Origin of the sequence: Pseudomonas viridiflava, assembly GCF_900184295.1 — a bacterium.
In the GTDB taxonomy this organism is placed as follows: Bacteria; Pseudomonadota; Gammaproteobacteria; order Pseudomonadales; family Pseudomonadaceae; genus Aquipseudomonas; species Aquipseudomonas viridiflava.
Genome location: NZ_LT855380.1, coordinates 5,745,171 through 5,759,589, shown reverse-complemented (window position 1 = coordinate 5,759,589; position 14,419 = coordinate 5,745,171). Strand labels below are relative to the sequence as shown.

The 14,419-nt window shown below is 59.6% G+C and carries 14 protein-coding genes; 9 read left to right on the top strand and 5 right to left on the bottom strand.

From position 1 onward, the window contains the following. Positions 1-2 precede the first annotated feature (2 nt). From CFBP1590_RS25840 to CFBP1590_RS25825, 4 genes are all read right to left on the bottom strand, one after another. Positions 3-275, bottom strand: a complete 273-nt coding sequence (locus tag CFBP1590_RS25840; protein WP_004883065.1) for an oxidative damage protection protein — start codon at positions 273-275, stop codon at positions 3-5. Beyond that, positions 272-1,339, bottom strand: coding sequence for an A/G-specific adenine glycosylase (mutY, locus tag CFBP1590_RS25835; RefSeq protein WP_004883066.1), 1,068 nt, complete (start codon positions 1,337-1,339; stop codon positions 272-274). Before mutY ends, CFBP1590_RS25840 begins: the two co-directional genes overlap by 4 nt. 197 nt (positions 1,340-1,536) lie before the next feature. Beyond that, complete coding sequence (locus CFBP1590_RS25830) at positions 1,537-3,759, bottom strand: AsmA family protein (protein ID WP_088236204.1); 2,223 nt, start codon at positions 3,757-3,759, stop codon at positions 1,537-1,539. A gap of 103 nt (positions 3,760-3,862) precedes the next feature. After that, a complete protein-coding gene (locus CFBP1590_RS25825) occupies positions 3,863-4,267 on the bottom strand; it encodes an acetyl-CoA sensor PanZ family protein (RefSeq protein ID WP_029241407.1) in 405 nt (134 codons plus the stop codon). Positions 4,268-4,530: 263 nt separating this feature from the next. Here CFBP1590_RS25825 and CFBP1590_RS25820 point away from each other — a divergent pair, with 263 nt between their 5' ends. Further along, complete coding sequence (locus CFBP1590_RS25820; protein WP_043306308.1) at positions 4,531-6,192, top strand: OFA family MFS transporter; 1,662 nt, start codon at positions 4,531-4,533, stop codon at positions 6,190-6,192. A 107-nt stretch (positions 6,193-6,299) separates the two neighbouring features. Here the strand turns inward: CFBP1590_RS25820 and CFBP1590_RS25815 are convergent, their stop codons facing one another. Beyond that, a complete protein-coding gene (locus CFBP1590_RS25815) occupies positions 6,300-7,199 on the bottom strand; it encodes a LysR family transcriptional regulator (protein ID WP_088236477.1) in 900 nt (299 codons plus the stop codon). A 179-nt stretch (positions 7,200-7,378) separates the two neighbouring features. On the opposite strand from CFBP1590_RS25815, the gene CFBP1590_RS25810 reads away from it, so the two are divergent. The 8 genes from CFBP1590_RS25810 to CFBP1590_RS25775 all read left to right on the top strand — a co-directional run bounded on the left by CFBP1590_RS25810 (position 7,379) and on the right by CFBP1590_RS25775 (position 14,417). Continuing rightward, the gene (locus tag CFBP1590_RS25810) at positions 7,379-8,389 is read left to right on the top strand and encodes a zinc-dependent alcohol dehydrogenase family protein (protein ID WP_088236203.1); all 1,011 of its coding nucleotides are present in this window, start codon (positions 7,379-7,381) and stop codon (positions 8,387-8,389) included. Between the two features lie 266 nt (positions 8,390-8,655). Then, positions 8,656-9,852 (top strand): amino acid aminotransferase, encoded by a 1,197-nt coding sequence (locus tag CFBP1590_RS25805; protein WP_088236202.1) that lies wholly within the window; start codon positions 8,656-8,658, stop codon positions 9,850-9,852. Between the two features lie 555 nt (positions 9,853-10,407). Then, a complete protein-coding gene (hisB, locus tag CFBP1590_RS25800; protein WP_004883084.1) occupies positions 10,408-11,001 on the top strand; it encodes an imidazoleglycerol-phosphate dehydratase HisB in 594 nt (197 codons plus the stop codon). After that, positions 11,001-11,639 carry an imidazole glycerol phosphate synthase subunit HisH gene (gene hisH / locus CFBP1590_RS25795; RefSeq protein ID WP_029243879.1) on the top strand — a complete coding sequence of 213 codons (639 nt, stop codon included), beginning with the start codon at positions 11,001-11,003 and terminating at the stop codon, positions 11,637-11,639. The genes hisB and hisH overlap by 1 nt, the downstream gene beginning before the upstream one ends. A gap of 5 nt (positions 11,640-11,644) precedes the next feature. Beyond that, the gene (locus tag CFBP1590_RS25790) at positions 11,645-11,905 is read left to right on the top strand and encodes a DUF2164 domain-containing protein (protein WP_004883087.1); all 261 of its coding nucleotides are present in this window, start codon (positions 11,645-11,647) and stop codon (positions 11,903-11,905) included. 23 nt (positions 11,906-11,928) lie between these two features. Next, a complete protein-coding gene (gene hisA, locus CFBP1590_RS25785) occupies positions 11,929-12,666 on the top strand; it encodes a 1-(5-phosphoribosyl)-5-[(5-phosphoribosylamino)methylideneamino]imidazole-4-carboxamide isomerase (RefSeq protein WP_029243878.1) in 738 nt (245 codons plus the stop codon). Between the two features lie 35 nt (positions 12,667-12,701). Beyond that, a complete protein-coding gene (gene hisF, locus CFBP1590_RS25780) occupies positions 12,702-13,472 on the top strand; it encodes an imidazole glycerol phosphate synthase subunit HisF (RefSeq protein WP_025993341.1) in 771 nt (256 codons plus the stop codon). Between the two features lie 189 nt (positions 13,473-13,661). Beyond that, on the top strand, positions 13,662-14,417 hold the full coding sequence (locus tag CFBP1590_RS25775) for a substrate-binding periplasmic protein (RefSeq protein ID WP_088236201.1): 756 nt from the start codon (positions 13,662-13,664) through the stop codon (positions 14,415-14,417). The last annotated feature ends 2 nt before the right edge of the window (positions 14,418-14,419 follow it).

The following is a 14,419-nucleotide window of genomic DNA, read 5'->3' as shown; positions in this document are numbered from 1 at the left end:
CTTTATTTCTCGGGCGGAACGTAGCCTTCAGCCTGGGCGTATTCCTCGCCGGACAGGTACTTGTCCATTTCGGCCTGGAGGAATTTGCGGTCTTCGGCGTTCATCATGTTCAGGCGGCGTTCGTTGATCAGCAGGGTCTGGTGTTTCTGCCAGTCGGCCCAGGCTTTTTTCGAGACGTGGTTGAAGATGTCTTCGCCCTTGGCTCCCGGATAAGGGGCGCGTTCGAGGCCTTCCAGTTCTTCTTTGTACTTGCGGCACATTACGGTGCGGGTCATGACGACTCTCCTGCGTTCAATACGTCGGCTGCGCGTTTGAGCAGCTTTTTCACCGGGGCGGCAAGGCCCAGGCGCGGCGGGGTGGCGAGGTTATACCAGAGCCAGTCAGCCTCGGCCACGTGATGGGCGGACTCCTGGACCTGTACCAGCCAGGGTTCGATGCTCAGCTGGAAGTGGCTGAAGGTGTGGATCAGGCCGGGCAGTTCGTGATGCTTGCCCAATTCCAGCGAATGTTGTGTTGCCAGATGCTGCACGTCGTCGAAGTGATCGAGTTCCGGCAGGCTCCACAGGCCGCCCCACAGTCCGCTGGACGGGCGGCGGTACAGCAGAATTGCGCCGTCGCCGTTGGCGAAGATGGGCATGAGGGTGCGTTTTTGCGGCACAGTCTTGCGCGGCTTGGGGATCGGGTAGCGGGTTTCCAGACCCAGCATGTGCGCCTGACAGCCGCGCTCGAGCGGGCAGAGCAGGCAGCTGGGTTTGCTGCGGGTGCAGAGCGTTGCGCCCAGGTCCATCATCGCCTGGGTGTAGTTGTTCACGCGCGTATGGGGCGTGAAGCGCTCTGCCGTGGCCCACAACTGTTTGGCAACCTTGGGCTCGCCCGGATAGCCTTCCTGCGCCGTGAAGCGCGCCAGAACGCGTTTGACGTTGCCGTCCAGGATCGAGGCGCGTATGCCCATGCTCAGGCTGGCAATGGCGCCTGCGGTGGACAGGCCGATGCCGGGCAGTTCGGTCAACTTTTCGACATCGCGGGGAAATTCGCCGCCGTGTTCAGCCACGACAATACGCGCGGTCTTTTGCAGGTTGCGGGCGCGGGTGTAGTAACCCAGGCCGGTCCACAGGTGCAGCACTTCGTCTTCGGGTGCTTCAGCCAGCGCCTGCACGGTCGGCAGGGCTTCCATGAAGCGGTCGAAGTAGTTCAGCACGGTGCTGACCTGCGTCTGTTGCAACATGATTTCCGACACCCAGACCCGATACGGCGTGATGCCTTGCTGCCAGGGCAGGTCGTGTCGGCCGTGGCGGTCGTACCAATCCAGAACTGCGCTGGAAAATTGCTCGGGTTGCATCGCCTGGTGGGCTCCTGTGAAACAGCTCGTGACCTGATGAAATGCTGATAGTTGTAGGAGCGCGCTTGCCCGCGATGCGATGTATCAGGCGACTCATCAGTGACTGAGTGGACGCTTTCGCGGGCAAGCGCGCTCCTACAGTCCTTTGTATCTTGCGAGGCGGCGCTGTGTCAGGGACATCGCGCCGCCTTGCTTTTCTAACGCTTGAACAACCCCTTGAGCGCATCCTTGAGTTCCGGGCTGACCTTGTCGCCCAGCTTCTCGTTGAGCTTGTCCTCGAGTTTTTCGCTGATCCGGTCGCCTGCCAGTTTTGCGGCGATCTGGCCGACGCCTTCGCGGTCCAGACGGCAGGCCTTGGCGCCCAGTTCCAGCGGGCCTCGGCACTGCACCGGCCACTCGATGCCGACGTAGCGCGGATTGACCTCGCAGGCCGGGTCCGGCATGTCGCTCTTGTCGCCTTCGATGATGATGCCGACGCGATAGTTCATGCCCAGCACGCGCAGATCCACGTCACCATTGCCGTTGACGGTCAGGCCAGGGATGCGCACTTTCAGATCCGGGTTGCTCGCCACGCCGTTGCGGATGACCAGATTGCCGTCCAGCTGCTGGAAGGGCGTGTCCTTGGCGCGCGGCTCGCCGGTCAGGGGTTTGCGGTTCAGCGTCGAAATGCCTTTGCACAGTTGCTGCTCAAGGTTGGCGTTGACCAGCACGCCGTTGTTGAGCGCGAAACTGGCGGTGCCATTAAGGCTGTCAATGAGCGCTTTCTCGCTGTTGCCCTGGCCGGTCAGACTGCTGTTCAGTGTCAGCAGGCCACGCACCGGCGGCGTTTGGCCCTGGCTTTCCAGAACGCGGTCCACCGGTACTTTGGCGGTGCGCGTCTGCACACTGATGGTCGGCAGGTCTGGACGCGCATCCAGATTGCCTTTGACCTCGAAGTTGCCGTTGTAGAGATTGCCGCTGAGCGTATCGAGCTTGATGACGCCGCCCAATGCCTGGGTCTTGAACACAGCATTGTCGATAGGCAGCTTGTTCAGGGTCAGCTTGCCCAGGCTGATGTCAGCCTCGACATCCAGCGTGCGCAGGCGCTCCAGTGGCAACAACTTGGCAGTGCTCCAGGCAGCCTTGGTGGGCTGTTCGGGCAATGGCGAATCTCCAGCGGCCGCTGCGGCTTCACCGCTCTGCACCTCGGACTTGCGCGCAGCCTTGGCGCCCTTGCTTTCTTCGCTTTCGGCAGGGCGGTAGCGGTCGGCGTCGAAGGTGTCGCCCTTGAGCTGCACGCGCAGGGCCTGTTTGGCGAAGTCGTCTATCGCGACACGGCCAGTGAAGGTGCTGTCGTCCACTTTCAGGTTCAGGCCGTCCAGCACCACGCTGGTGGGCGTGCCGCTGAGGCGCGTGACCATTTCGACCTTGCTGAGTGCGCCATCGGCCATCGGCGGCAGTGGCTGGCCGATGTTTTCAAAGAAGGTGCGCACATCGAGCTGCGCAATAGACAGGCCGCCACTGAGCTGCGGAGTCTTGTCCAGCTCGCGGGCACGCAGCTCGCCGAGCGCGCGCATCTGATTGGCCGAGATTTTCAGGCTGTTCCATTCGGCAATGTTGGCTGCCAGGTCCACCAGCAGTTGACCTTGTGCCGAGAAGGTCACGGTCTTGCCCTTGAGTGGCTCGCCAGCGACTTCGCCGGACAGGCGCATGTCTTCGAATTGATAGCGCTTGAGTACACGATCCATGCGCAGTTCGCCGACCAGTTCGGTCTTGGCGCGTACCACGGGCTGGTTGGTGCTCAGGAAGGCGGTCAGCTTGATTGGAATATCCGACGCTTCGCGAATCGGACCGGTGCTCAGCTGGATGCTCTCTGCCGTGAAGGTCTGGCCTTTTCGGGCGTCGCTGTAATCCACGCGGGCGTTATTCACGGTCAGGCTGTCGATATCAAGTTTCAGCGGCTGAGAGGAGCGTTCCGGCTTCGGTGCTTCCGGCGTCGGCGTGGTTTCCGGTTTCGCGTCGGTGGACGCGACGGCAGGTGGCTTGCCGATGTCTTCCCAGTTGCCGTGACCCTGCTCATCGCGATGCAACATCAGGTTCAGGCCCTCGACACGGATATCGCTCATCTGCACCTGTTTGCGCAGCAAGGGCAGAACCCGAACGGACAAGCCCAGCATTTGAACATCGGCAAAGGGCTGGTCGGGAGCGGTCAGGGTCGCCACATGAGTGTCGTGCAGCTCCAGTCCGAGCCAAGGGAACAGGCTCCAGCCGATATCGCCATTGAGCGTCAGCTCGACGTTGGCCTTTTCGCGTGCCAGTTGCCGAATCTCGTCTTTGTAGTCGTTGGGATCAAACAGATGGGTCAGGGCAAAGCCGAGAGCCACGATGATCAGCAACAACCCGAGAATAAACAGCCCCAGGATTTTGCCGAACGCTTTCATGGGCGAGTCCTTGTGTCGATGTTCAAAAATAGCCCACGAGTATACCGCTCTGAGGAGGGTCTCGGGCTTCGGATGCCTTCATGGCTGGATGACGCCCGGTGATTCAGGGCGTTGCGACGTCCAGTTGCACAGAAAGCCTGGCCGCCAGGGCGAGGACTTCGGGGCACTCGGCGGTTGCCAGCAAGCGTAGTTCGCAACCGGCTTCCCGGGCCAGTTTCTGCCCTTCGCAGACTATGCGTTCAGCGACACCGCGTCGACGTGTCGGTTTGCGCACGCACAGATGAGACAGGTGCCAGACAGTCTTGCCGCGCTCAAGCCGGGCCGCGCCCAACAGCCGGTCGTTGAAGCGTCCGGTCAGCAAGGCGCCGTCTGCCAGTGTTGTTTCGATCAACTGTGCTGCACCGAAAAAGGGCGGGAACATATCTGCAGGTGCGTCGAGATATATCTTTTGCAGGTCTTCCTGATCCTGAAAAGTGGGCGAACTTAATAGCCCAACTAAGACCGGCATGGATCTTCTCCTGATGTTTAATTGACTGCATCTATGGGGTCATAGATAACGTGGATTAAGTGGGTGATATTAATAATAAAAACACTGTAACAAGATGCTTATTGGCCATCAGTAAGTGATAGTCTCCGCATCTGCTGGCTCGGGTGCGTCTTTTTGTCACGTATCTGAACAACCTGCCGATAAAACAGACATGGCCGCTCGGCATGGAGTCTGTGGCGGATCAGCGGGACCATCTGCAAGCTTCACACATTGGGGTAATTATAATGAGCACAAGCACAGCATTGGGCGGCGCAGCCGTTCAGCCTGCGTTCTTGTCCAAAGAGCGCATTATCGCCAAGCCCGGTTTCAACCGCTGGCTTGTTCCACCCGCCGCACTGGCCATCCATCTTTGTATTGGTATGGCGTACGGCTTTTCGGTTTTCTGGTTGCCGTTGTCGAAAGCGGTCGGTGTTTCGGCACCTGTGGCATGCACACCGGACATGGGCTTCTTTGCACAGATGTTTGCATCGACCTGTGACTGGCAGATTTCCATGCTGGGCTGGATCTACACCCTGTTCTTCATCTTCCTGGGCTGTTCGGCTGCCATCTGGGGTGGCTGGCTCGAGCACGCAGGTCCGCGCAAGGCCGGTGTCGTTTCGGCACTGTGCTGGTGTGGCGGTCTGCTTATTTCGGCGCTGGGTATCTATACCCACCAGATCTGGCTGATGTGGCTGGGCTCGGGTGTCATCGGCGGTATCGGACTGGGGCTTGGCTACATCTCCCCGGTGTCGACCCTGATCAAGTGGTTCCCGGACAAGCGCGGCATGGCGACCGGCATGGCGATCATGGGCTTCGGCGGCGGCGCGATGGTGGGTGCACCTCTGGCGACCTTCCTGATGGGTCACTTCGCTTCTGCGGACAGCGTGGGCGTATGGCAGAGCTTTGTCGTGATGGCGGTGATCTACTTCATCTTCATGATCGGCGGCGCACTGGGCTACCGCGTTCCGCCGACCGGCTGGAAACCTGAAGGCTGGACCGCTCCGGCTGCCAAGGCCAAGAACGCGATGATCACCAACCGTCACGTGCACGTCAGCGTGGCCTGGAAGACTCCGCAGTTCCGTCTGGTCTGGCTGGTGCTGTGCCTGAACGTTTCGGCCGGTATCGGCATCCTGGGCATGGCTTCGCCACTGCTGCAGGAAGTGTTCGCCGGCAAGCTGCTGGGCAATGACCTGACGTTCAGCCAGCTCAATGCTGACCAACTGAAAGCCATCGCCGCCATCGCTGCGGGCTTCACCGGTCTGTTGAGCCTGTTCAACATCGGTGGTCGCTTCTTCTGGGCTTCTTGCTCGGACTACATCGGTCGCAAGGCTACCTACTTCGTGTTCTTCGCACTGGGCTTCGTGCTCTACGCTTCGGTGCCGACACTGGGTCACATGGGCAGCATCGCGCTGTTCGTTGCCGCGTTCTGCGTCGTGCTGTCGATGTACGGCGGCGGTTTCGCAACCGTACCTGCCTACCTGGCCGACCTGTTCGGCACGCAGATGGTCGGTGCAATCCACGGTCGCCTGCTGACTGCCTGGGCTGCAGCCGGTGTACTGGGTCCGGTACTGGTCAACTACCTGCGTGAGTATCAACTCAGCCACGGTGTTGCACGTGCCGACGCCTACGACATCACGCTGTACATCCTCGCCGGTCTGCTGGTGCTCGGTTTCATCTGCAACCTGTTGATCCGTCCGGTGGCCGACAAGTACTTCATGACCGACGCGGAGCTGGCGGCTGAACAAGCCATCGGCCACGACAAGGGCTCTGATGCGACCACTTCGCTGGAATGGAAAGCTTCAGCGGGCAGCAAGCCGCTGGTGATTGCCGCCTGGCTGGCAGTGGGCATTCCACTGGCGTGGGGCGTCTGGGTAACACTGCAAAAGACCGCCGTACTGTTCCACTAACAGTCTGCGAGTCCTGAAAAAGCGCGTGCACTTCGGTGCATGCGCTTTTTTTTTGCCCGGTTTTCGAGGGCGCTGCAGTTAAGGGCTTCGCTTGATACAAACGCAGATCAGCGAGATGTGAACCAGTTGGGGTGCAGTCGTGGGATATGCTCCTTCAGCCAATTCACAAAGGCATCCACCTGAGGGGCAAGGTGCGTTCTGCTGGGGTACAGCACGGAAACCGGTCGCGGTCGTGGACGAAACTCCCTGAGCACTTCGACCAGTTCCCCATTGGCGAGGAATGACTCAACGGTAATGCCCGGTGCCTGAACAATGCCGAAGCCTGCCACTCCGCATTGAACGTAGGCATTCGACTCGTTCAAGGTAATCCCGCCACGAGGCGTGTACGGATGATTGTCAGCGTCTACCGTGAAGTGCCAGAGCAGCGGTCTGTTGTTCTGACCGGACAGGAAGCTGACGCACCGATGGCCCGACAAGTCTTGCAGGCTCATGGGAACGCCGTGCCTCTGGAGATAATCCGGGGATGCACAGGTGACCATGGTAGCGGTGCCGATTTCTCTGGCGACCATGCTGGAGTCGGGGAGATCACCGATACGTAGCGCACAGTCGATGCCCTCGGCCACGAGATCCACTGCACGGTCGGTCACGCCAAGTGCAAGCTCGATTCCCGGAAATGCCTCGGTAAATTTTCTCAGGCTCCCCATGAAGCTGCGTTGGGAAAAGGCAGCTGGAATATCAATTCGAAGCCGCCCCCGTAACGTGGAACCGCTACGGTCGAACATGGACGTGGTTTGAGCGATGGTTGCCAGGATCTCTTTCACCCGCTCGTAAAATTGCTCGCCCTCTGCAGTCAGGTTTACTTTGCGCGTGGTGCGCTGGAAGAGCCGGACACCTAGCGAGGCCTCCAGCTCCTGAATGGTGCGGGTGACATGCGGACGTCCAGTCTGCAATGCCTCTGCGACTTTGGTGAAGCTCCCCAACTCAACCAGCTTGGCGAATACCTGCATCGACTGTAGAAGCTCCATAAGTCTTCTTTCCCAAAGCATATTGAATAGATGATTGTTGCTGATCAGGATAACAATCCTGTCGGTTTCTGCGCATTTATCGCAGGCGACGAAACCTCAACAATGGCTCCAGCGCAAGGAGGAGTCTGCCTCCTGCAATTGAAAATGGCTGGAGACAAAAAATGAAAGCATGGCTTCTGAAAGACTTCGGGCTGGACAATCTGGTGCAGGAAGACGTTGAAACTCCGGTGCCCAAAGCCGGAGAGCTGCTGGTAAAGGTGGGCGCGGTATCGCTCAACTTTCGGGACAAGGCAATCGTTGACGGCATTTATGAGCCCCATATGGTACCCAAGCCGCTTATTCCGGTCAGCGATGCGGCAGGTACTGTCGTGGCAGTGGGTGATGGCGTCAGCCGATTCGTCGTCGGAGACCGGGTCAACTCGCACCTTTATTCACGCTGGCTGGATGGCATGCCCGGGCCGGATGAGCCTGACTACTGCTTCGGCTCGCCACTGCCGGGCGGTCTGGCGCAATACATGATCATCCACGAAGACAGCGCCGTGCGGGCCCCCGATAACATGTCGGATGAAGAGGCCGCGACGCTTCCGATCGCTGCTCTGACGGCATGGTATGCGCTGGTTGATTTTGGCCGGATCGAGCCGGGTCAGACGGTTCTGGTTCAGGGGTCTGGAGGTGTTTCCGTTTTTGCAGCACAGATTGCAACAGCGCTGGGCGCTCGCGTCATTGCCACTTCCAGTCGGGATGAAAATCTGGACGCGTTGAAAAAGCTGGGTGCTTTTGCAGGTGTGAATTACCGCACTCACCCTGAATGGGCAGAGCAGGTGCTTAAACTCACCGAAGGTAAAGGGGTCGATCTTCTGCTGGATGTGGCGGGAGGTGATGGCATCAATCAATCCATTGCTGCCACGAAGGCGGGGGGACGGATCGCACAGATCGGCTTTTTGACGGGGCAGACCTCTGCGCTGAATCTGATGCCTATGATTTTCCGTCAGACAACAATCCGCGGCATCGCCGTTGCGCCACGCTCGTCATTTGACCGGATGAATGAATTCCTGAATAAGCATCGGATTCGCCCCGTGATCGATCACGTTTATTCATTCGATCAGGCTCGCGAGGCTTATGAGCATTTGGCCAGAGGTGCTTTCGGAAAGGTCGTCATCAAGATTGGCTGATGACCGGGCGCATGGAGCGGCTTGGCGTGAGCGTGGATGTGTGATCTCGACTGATCACCTTGAGGTGCTTCAGGGTCAGTTGGCGTTTGCCCCGGCGGACGTTGGATGCTGCCTCAAGGAAGCGGTAAGGTGGGGTTTAATGCCTGTCCTGCCCCACACGTGTATTTTTCTGCCAAATACCAGCCCTGGCAGGGTTAATATCCCGCAGCAGAACCACAGACCTGATCGTTGTCCGGCCTGATTTCATTCTTTAAGGAGTTGTTTGCATGCTAGCCCACGTGGAGTCGTACGCCGGTGATCCGATCCTTTCGTTGATGGAAACCTTCGGCAAGGATCCTCGCGCCGACAAGGTCAATCTCAGCATTGGTCTGTATTACGACACTCAGGGCCGCATTCCGCCTCTGGCCGCTGCCGTCACTGCACAGCAGCAACTGGCCGAGGGCGAGCAGACCGCTTCGCTGTACCTGCCGATGGAAGGCCTCGCGCCTTATCGTCAGGCGGTGCAGACCCTGCTGTTCGGCGAGAACAATCCGGCCGTGCTCGCCGGTCGTGTGGCCACGATCCAGACCGTGGGTGGTTCCGGCGCGCTGAAAGTGGGTGCTGACTTCCTCAAATATGCGTTTCCGGATTCGCAGGTCTGGGTCAGCGATCCGACCTGGGAAAACCATAACGCGCTGTTTGGCGGCGCGGGTTTCAAGGTCAACACCTATCCCTACTTCGATGCCCAGACCGGCGGCGTGAGGTTTGACGCCATGCTGGATGCGCTGCAACAACTGCCCGCACGCAGCATCGTGTTGCTGCACCCTTGCTGCCATAACCCGACCGGCGCGGATCTGTCCGTTGCGCAGTGGGATCAGGTGGTCGCACTGGTCAAGGCTCGCGAGCTGATTCCGTTTCTCGACATCGCCTATCAGGGTTTCGGCAAGGGTATGGACGAAGACGCCTATGCCATTCGTGCGATGACGGAGGCTGGTGTCACGGCGTTCATCAGTAACTCGTTCTCGAAGATTTTCTCGCTGTACGGCGAGCGTGTGGGCGGGCTGTCGGTGGTCTGCGAAGACAGCGCTTCGGCCGTCAACGTGCTGGGCCAGCTCAAGGCGACCGTACGCCGCAACTACTCCAGCCCGCCTGCTCATGGCGCGCAGGTAGTTTCCCGCGTGCTCAACTCGCCGCAACTGCGAGACCAGTGGCTGACCGAGGTCGAAGTGATGCGTCAACGCATCCTCGACATGCGGACTCGTCTGGTGGCGGTGCTGGCGCAGAAGGTCCCGCAGCACGATTTCAGTTTCATCCTCCGCCAGAACGGCATGTTCAGCTACACCGGCCTCACGCCTGCGCAGGTCGATGAGCTGAAGGATACCCACGGCGTCTACCTGATCCGCAGCGGCCGCATGTGCCTGGCGGGATTGAATGAGGGGAATATCGACAAGGTCTGCGACGCGATTGCAGGCCTTTTCAGCTGATTTCTCCAGTGATGGGTAACATGTAATCCGCTGGGGAAACGTGATGTGTGGGAGGCGCCACCACGTCTTCGACGCAGCGCTGTCGCGCAGCAAACTTGGTGGGAGCGGACTTGTCCGCGAAAAGGTCATTACATCCGACGAATATTCATCGACTGAAATACAGTATTCGCGGACAAACGGAACGCCGCCCGGTCCGCTCCCACAAAATCCGGTTTCTTCAGTGGGTTGCAGGTTGTTTGATAAGAGGCGCGACCCAGTATTCAACATGGCGCTGTCGCGTAGCAAATACGGGACTGTGGGAGGCGGCTTGCCGGCGATGAACGATGACGCGATTTGCCTGACCCACCGCGTCCACTGCATCGCCGGCAAGCCGCCTCCCACAAAAAGCTGGCGTTTCTTCAGTGGCTTACAGGTTGCTTGATAAAAGCGGACTTGCCGAGGCGCAAAAGGGCGCTGCACAGTAAATCCCCTGTCTGTCGTCTGTTTGCTTCATGCGGGGCCGTTCTGGGCCTATAATGATTGCCTTTTTCGCCCAATGATTTTGCGGAGCTGGTGATGGCCGAACGTAAGGCTTACGTCGAGCGCAATACTCTGGAAACCCAGATCAAAGCCTCGATCAACCTGGATGGCACCGGAAAGGCCCGATTCGATATCGGCGTGCCTTTCCTTGAGCACATGCTCGACCAGATCGCCCGGCATGGGCTGATCGACCTGGACATCGAGTGCAAGGGCGACCTGGAAATCGACGACCACCATACGGTGGAAGACGTCGGTATCACGGTGGGTCAGGCATTCAGCCAGGCCATTGGCGACAAGAAAGGCATTCGCCGTTACGGCCATGCCTACGTGCCGCTCGATGAAGCGCTGTCGCGTGTGGTCATCGACTTCTCGGGCCGTCCCGGCCTGCAGATGCATGTGCCGTACACCCGTGCAACCGTTGGTGGCTTCGACGTCGACCTGTTCCAGGAATTCTTCCAGGGCTTCGTCAACCACGCCAATGTGACGCTGCACATCGACAACCTGCGTGGCCACAACACTCATCACCAGATCGAAACGGTCTTCAAGGCCTTCGGCCGTGCCCTGCGCATGGCAGTGGAACTGGATGAGCGCATGGCTGGGCAGATGCCTTCCACCAAGGGTGTTCTCTGATGCAGACAGTTGCGGTTATCGATTACGGCATGGGCAACCTGCACTCGGTCGCCAAGGCCCTGGAGCACGTTGGCGCAGGCCGTGTGCTGATCACCAGCGACGCCGATGTGATTCGTGAAGCCGACCGTGTGGTGTTTCCGGGTGTGGGTGCGATTCGCGACTGCATGGCCGAAATCTGCCGTCTGGGCTTTGACTCGCTGGTGCAGGAGGTCAGCAAGGACCGTCCGTTTCTGGGTATCTGCGTCGGCATGCAGGCGTTGCTCGACAGCAGCGAAGAGAGCGACGGTGTGGACTGCATCGGCATGTTTCCCGGCCAGGTGAAGTTCTTCGGCAAGGACCTGCACGAAGATGGCGAGCACCTGAAAGTGCCGCACATGGGCTGGAATCAGGTCACTCAGTCGGTCGATCACCCGCTGTGGCACGACATCCCGGATCTGGCGCGTTTCTACTTCGTCCACAGCTACTACATCGACGCCGTCAATCAGCGTCAGGTGGTGGGCCGTGGCCGTTACGGCATCGACTTCGCAGCAGCGCTGGCCGACGGTTCGCGCTTCGCCGTGCAGTTCCACCCGGAGAAGAGCCATACCCATGGCCTGCAGTTGCTGCAGAACTTCGCGGCGTGGGACGGTCGCTGGTAATCGACATGAGCAAAGCCAAGGCCAAGCCACCCATCCTGACCCTCTCGCCCGAGCATGAGCAGCAGGCGATCGACAAGCTCAAGCGTCTGTTTGCAGACCGCTTCGAGCTGGAGCTGGGGTCGTTCGAGGTGGCCGAGGTGCTTGAGCTGTTCACGCGCGAGATTGCCCCGCATTACTACAATCGAGCCATTTTCGATGTTCAGCAGCACCTCAAGGAGAGGTTCGAGAGCATCGAAAGTGACCTGTGGGCGCTCGAGAAAAACTAATTTCCGGACAAGTAGGTTCCCCGATGCTGATTATCCCCGCTATCGACCTTAAAGACGGCGCCTGCGTGCGCCTGCGTCAGGGCCGCATGGAAGATTCCACGGTGTTCTCCGATGATCCGGTGGCCATGGCCGCCAAGTGGGTCGAAGGTGGCTGCCGCCGTCTGCATCTGGTTGATCTCAACGGTGCGTTCGAAGGTCAGCCGGTCAACGGTGACGTGGTCACCGCCATCGCGCGGCGCTACCCGAACCTGCCGATCCAGATCGGTGGCGGCATCCGTTCGCTGGAAACCATCGAGCACTACGTCAAGGCGGGCGTGAGCTACGTGATCATCGGCACCAAGGCGGTCAAGGAGCCTGAGTTCGTGGCCGAAGCTTGCCGCGCGTTTCCCGGCAAGGTGATTGTCGGCCTGGACGCCAAGGACGGTTTCGTCGCGACTGACGGCTGGGCTGAAGTCAGCTCGGTGCAGGTCATCGACCTGGCCAAGCGTTTCGAAGCCGATGGCGTGTCGGCCATCGTGTACACCGACATCGCCAAAGACGGCATGATGCAGGGCTGCAACATCCCGTTCACCGCTGCGCTGGCGGCGGCAACGCGGATTCCGGTCATCGCGTCGGGTGGCATCCATAACCTGGGTGACATCAAGGCGCTGCTCGATGCCAAGGCGCCGGGCATCATCGGTGCAATCACCGGTCGCGCCATCTACGAAGGCACGCTGGACGTCGCCGAGGCCCAGGCCTTGTGTGATCTGGAACAGCGCTGAGTCTGCGCTGGTTCAATTAACCGGAGATTGATCCTGTGGCCCTAGCCAAACGCATCATCCCTTGCCTGGACGTCGACAACGGTCGAGTGGTCAAGGGCGTCAAGTTCGAGAACATCCGCGACGCGGGTGATCCGGTAGAGATCGCTCGTCGCTACGATGAGCAGGGCGCCGACGAAATCACCTTTCTGGACATCACCGCCAGTGTCGATGGCCGTGACACCACGCTGCACACCGTCGAGCGCATGGCCAGTCAGGTGTTCATCCCGCTGACTGTGGGCGGCGGCGTGCGTACCGTGCAGGACATCCGCAACCTGCTCAACGCCGGTGCCGACAAGGTGTCGATCAACACCGCTGCTGTGTTCAATCCGGAGTTCGTCGGCGAAGCCGCTGCGCGTTTTGGTTCGCAGTGCATCGTGGTCGCCATCGACGCCAAGAAGGTTTCCGGACCGGGCGAAACGCCACGCTGGGAAATCTTCACCCACGGCGGCCGCAAGCCGACTGGGCTGGACGCTGTGGTCTGGGCGAAGAAGATGGAAGAGCTGGGTGCGGGCGAAATCTTGCTGACCAGCATGGACCAGGACGGTATGAAGAACGGCTTCGACCTGGGCGTCACCCGCGCCATCAGTGATGCGCTGGGCATCCCGGTAATCGCCTCGGGCGGTGTCGGCAATCTGGAGCATCTGGCCGCCGGTGTGCTCGAAGGCCACGCCAGTGCTGTATTGGCGGCGAGTATTTTCCACTTTGGTGAATACACGGTGCCTGAAGCCAAGGCTTACATGGCCAGCCGCGGTATCGTCATGCGCTGAGTTGTTGTGCATGAAGCGAGCGCTGTTGTTTCAAACCTCCGGGTTTGAGAGAGCAGCGCTCTTTTTCGTTTGGCACCCTGCTTTTGCTTCTGACTTATTGCCTGGAAGCGACATCCGATAGCACCGGGCTAGACACTGCCGCAGGTTCGCGGCACTCTGCCTCAGTCGTTCAAGATCGAGTGCCGGAACATGCTCAAACGTCTTTTTCTCGCACTGGTCGGAGCAGGGGTTCTGCTCAGCGAGGTTGCCCGGGCCGGCACCTCGCCTGCCTATTCAATGGTTCTGCTGACCGAAAACTACCCGCCTTACAACATGGCAGCGGATGGCAAGAATTTCGCTCAGGACAGCAACATCAATGGCATCGCCGTGGATGTGGTTCGCGAAATGTTCAAGCGTGCCGGTGTCGGCTACAACCTCACCCTGCGCTTTCCCTGGGAGCGTGTGTACAAGCTTGCGCTGGAGAAGCACGGCTATGGCGTGTTCTCTACGGTGCGTACGCCGGAGCGGGAAAACCTCTTCAAGTGGGTAGGACCCATCGGGCCGGTGGACTGGGTCCTGCTGGCACCGGCGAACAGCACGGTTGCGCTGTCGAGTCTGGAACAGGCCAGGGGTTATCGGATTGGCGCCTACAAGGGCGACGCGGTCGCCGAGCATCTGGCGCTCAAGGGGCTGGATCCGGTGGTGATGCTGCGCGATCAGGACAACGCCCGAAAGCTGGTCAACGGGCAGATCGATCTGTGGGCAACGGCTGATCCTGTAGGGCTTTATCTGGCCAAGCAGGAAGGCATCACCGATCTCAAGGCCGTGCTGCGTTTCCACACCGCCGAGTTGTACCTGGCCTTGAACAAGGACACACCGCAGGACGTAGTGGATCGCCTGCAGGCCGCGCTGGATAAGATGCGCGACGAAGGGCAATTGAAGAAAATCAACGACCGTTACCTGTAAAA

Bases quoted from the DNA above. Each gene is read 5' to 3' on its own strand.
- hisB (WP_004883084.1), top strand. From the start codon at position 10,408: ATGGCCGAACGTAAGGCTTACGTCGAGCGCAATACTCTGGAAACCCAG.
- CFBP1590_RS25830 (WP_088236204.1), bottom strand. From the start codon at position 3,759: ATGAAAGCGTTCGGCAAAATCCTGGGGCTGTTTATTCTCGGGTTGTTG.
- CFBP1590_RS25820 (WP_043306308.1), top strand. From the start codon at position 4,531: ATGAGCACAAGCACAGCATTGGGCGGCGCAGCCGTTCAGCCTGCGTTC.
- CFBP1590_RS25825 (WP_029241407.1), bottom strand. From the start codon at position 4,267: ATGCCGGTCTTAGTTGGGCTATTAAGTTCGCCCACTTTTCAGGATCAG.
- hisA (WP_029243878.1), top strand. From the start codon at position 11,929: ATGCTGATTATCCCCGCTATCGACCTTAAAGACGGCGCCTGCGTGCGC.
- CFBP1590_RS25805 (WP_088236202.1), top strand. From the start codon at position 8,656: ATGCTAGCCCACGTGGAGTCGTACGCCGGTGATCCGATCCTTTCGTTG.
- CFBP1590_RS25775 (WP_088236201.1), top strand. From the start codon at position 13,662: ATGCTCAAACGTCTTTTTCTCGCACTGGTCGGAGCAGGGGTTCTGCTC.
- CFBP1590_RS25810 (WP_088236203.1), top strand. From the start codon at position 7,379: ATGAAAGCATGGCTTCTGAAAGACTTCGGGCTGGACAATCTGGTGCAG.
- CFBP1590_RS25815 (WP_088236477.1), bottom strand. From the start codon at position 7,199: ATGCAGGTATTCGCCAAGCTGGTTGAGTTGGGGAGCTTCACCAAAGTC.
- CFBP1590_RS25840 (WP_004883065.1), bottom strand. From the start codon at position 275: ATGACCCGCACCGTAATGTGCCGCAAGTACAAAGAAGAACTGGAAGGC.
- mutY (WP_004883066.1), bottom strand. From the start codon at position 1,339: ATGCAACCCGAGCAATTTTCCAGCGCAGTTCTGGATTGGTACGACCGC.
- hisH (WP_029243879.1), top strand. From the start codon at position 11,001: ATGCAGACAGTTGCGGTTATCGATTACGGCATGGGCAACCTGCACTCG.
- CFBP1590_RS25790 (WP_004883087.1), top strand. From the start codon at position 11,645: ATGAGCAAAGCCAAGGCCAAGCCACCCATCCTGACCCTCTCGCCCGAG.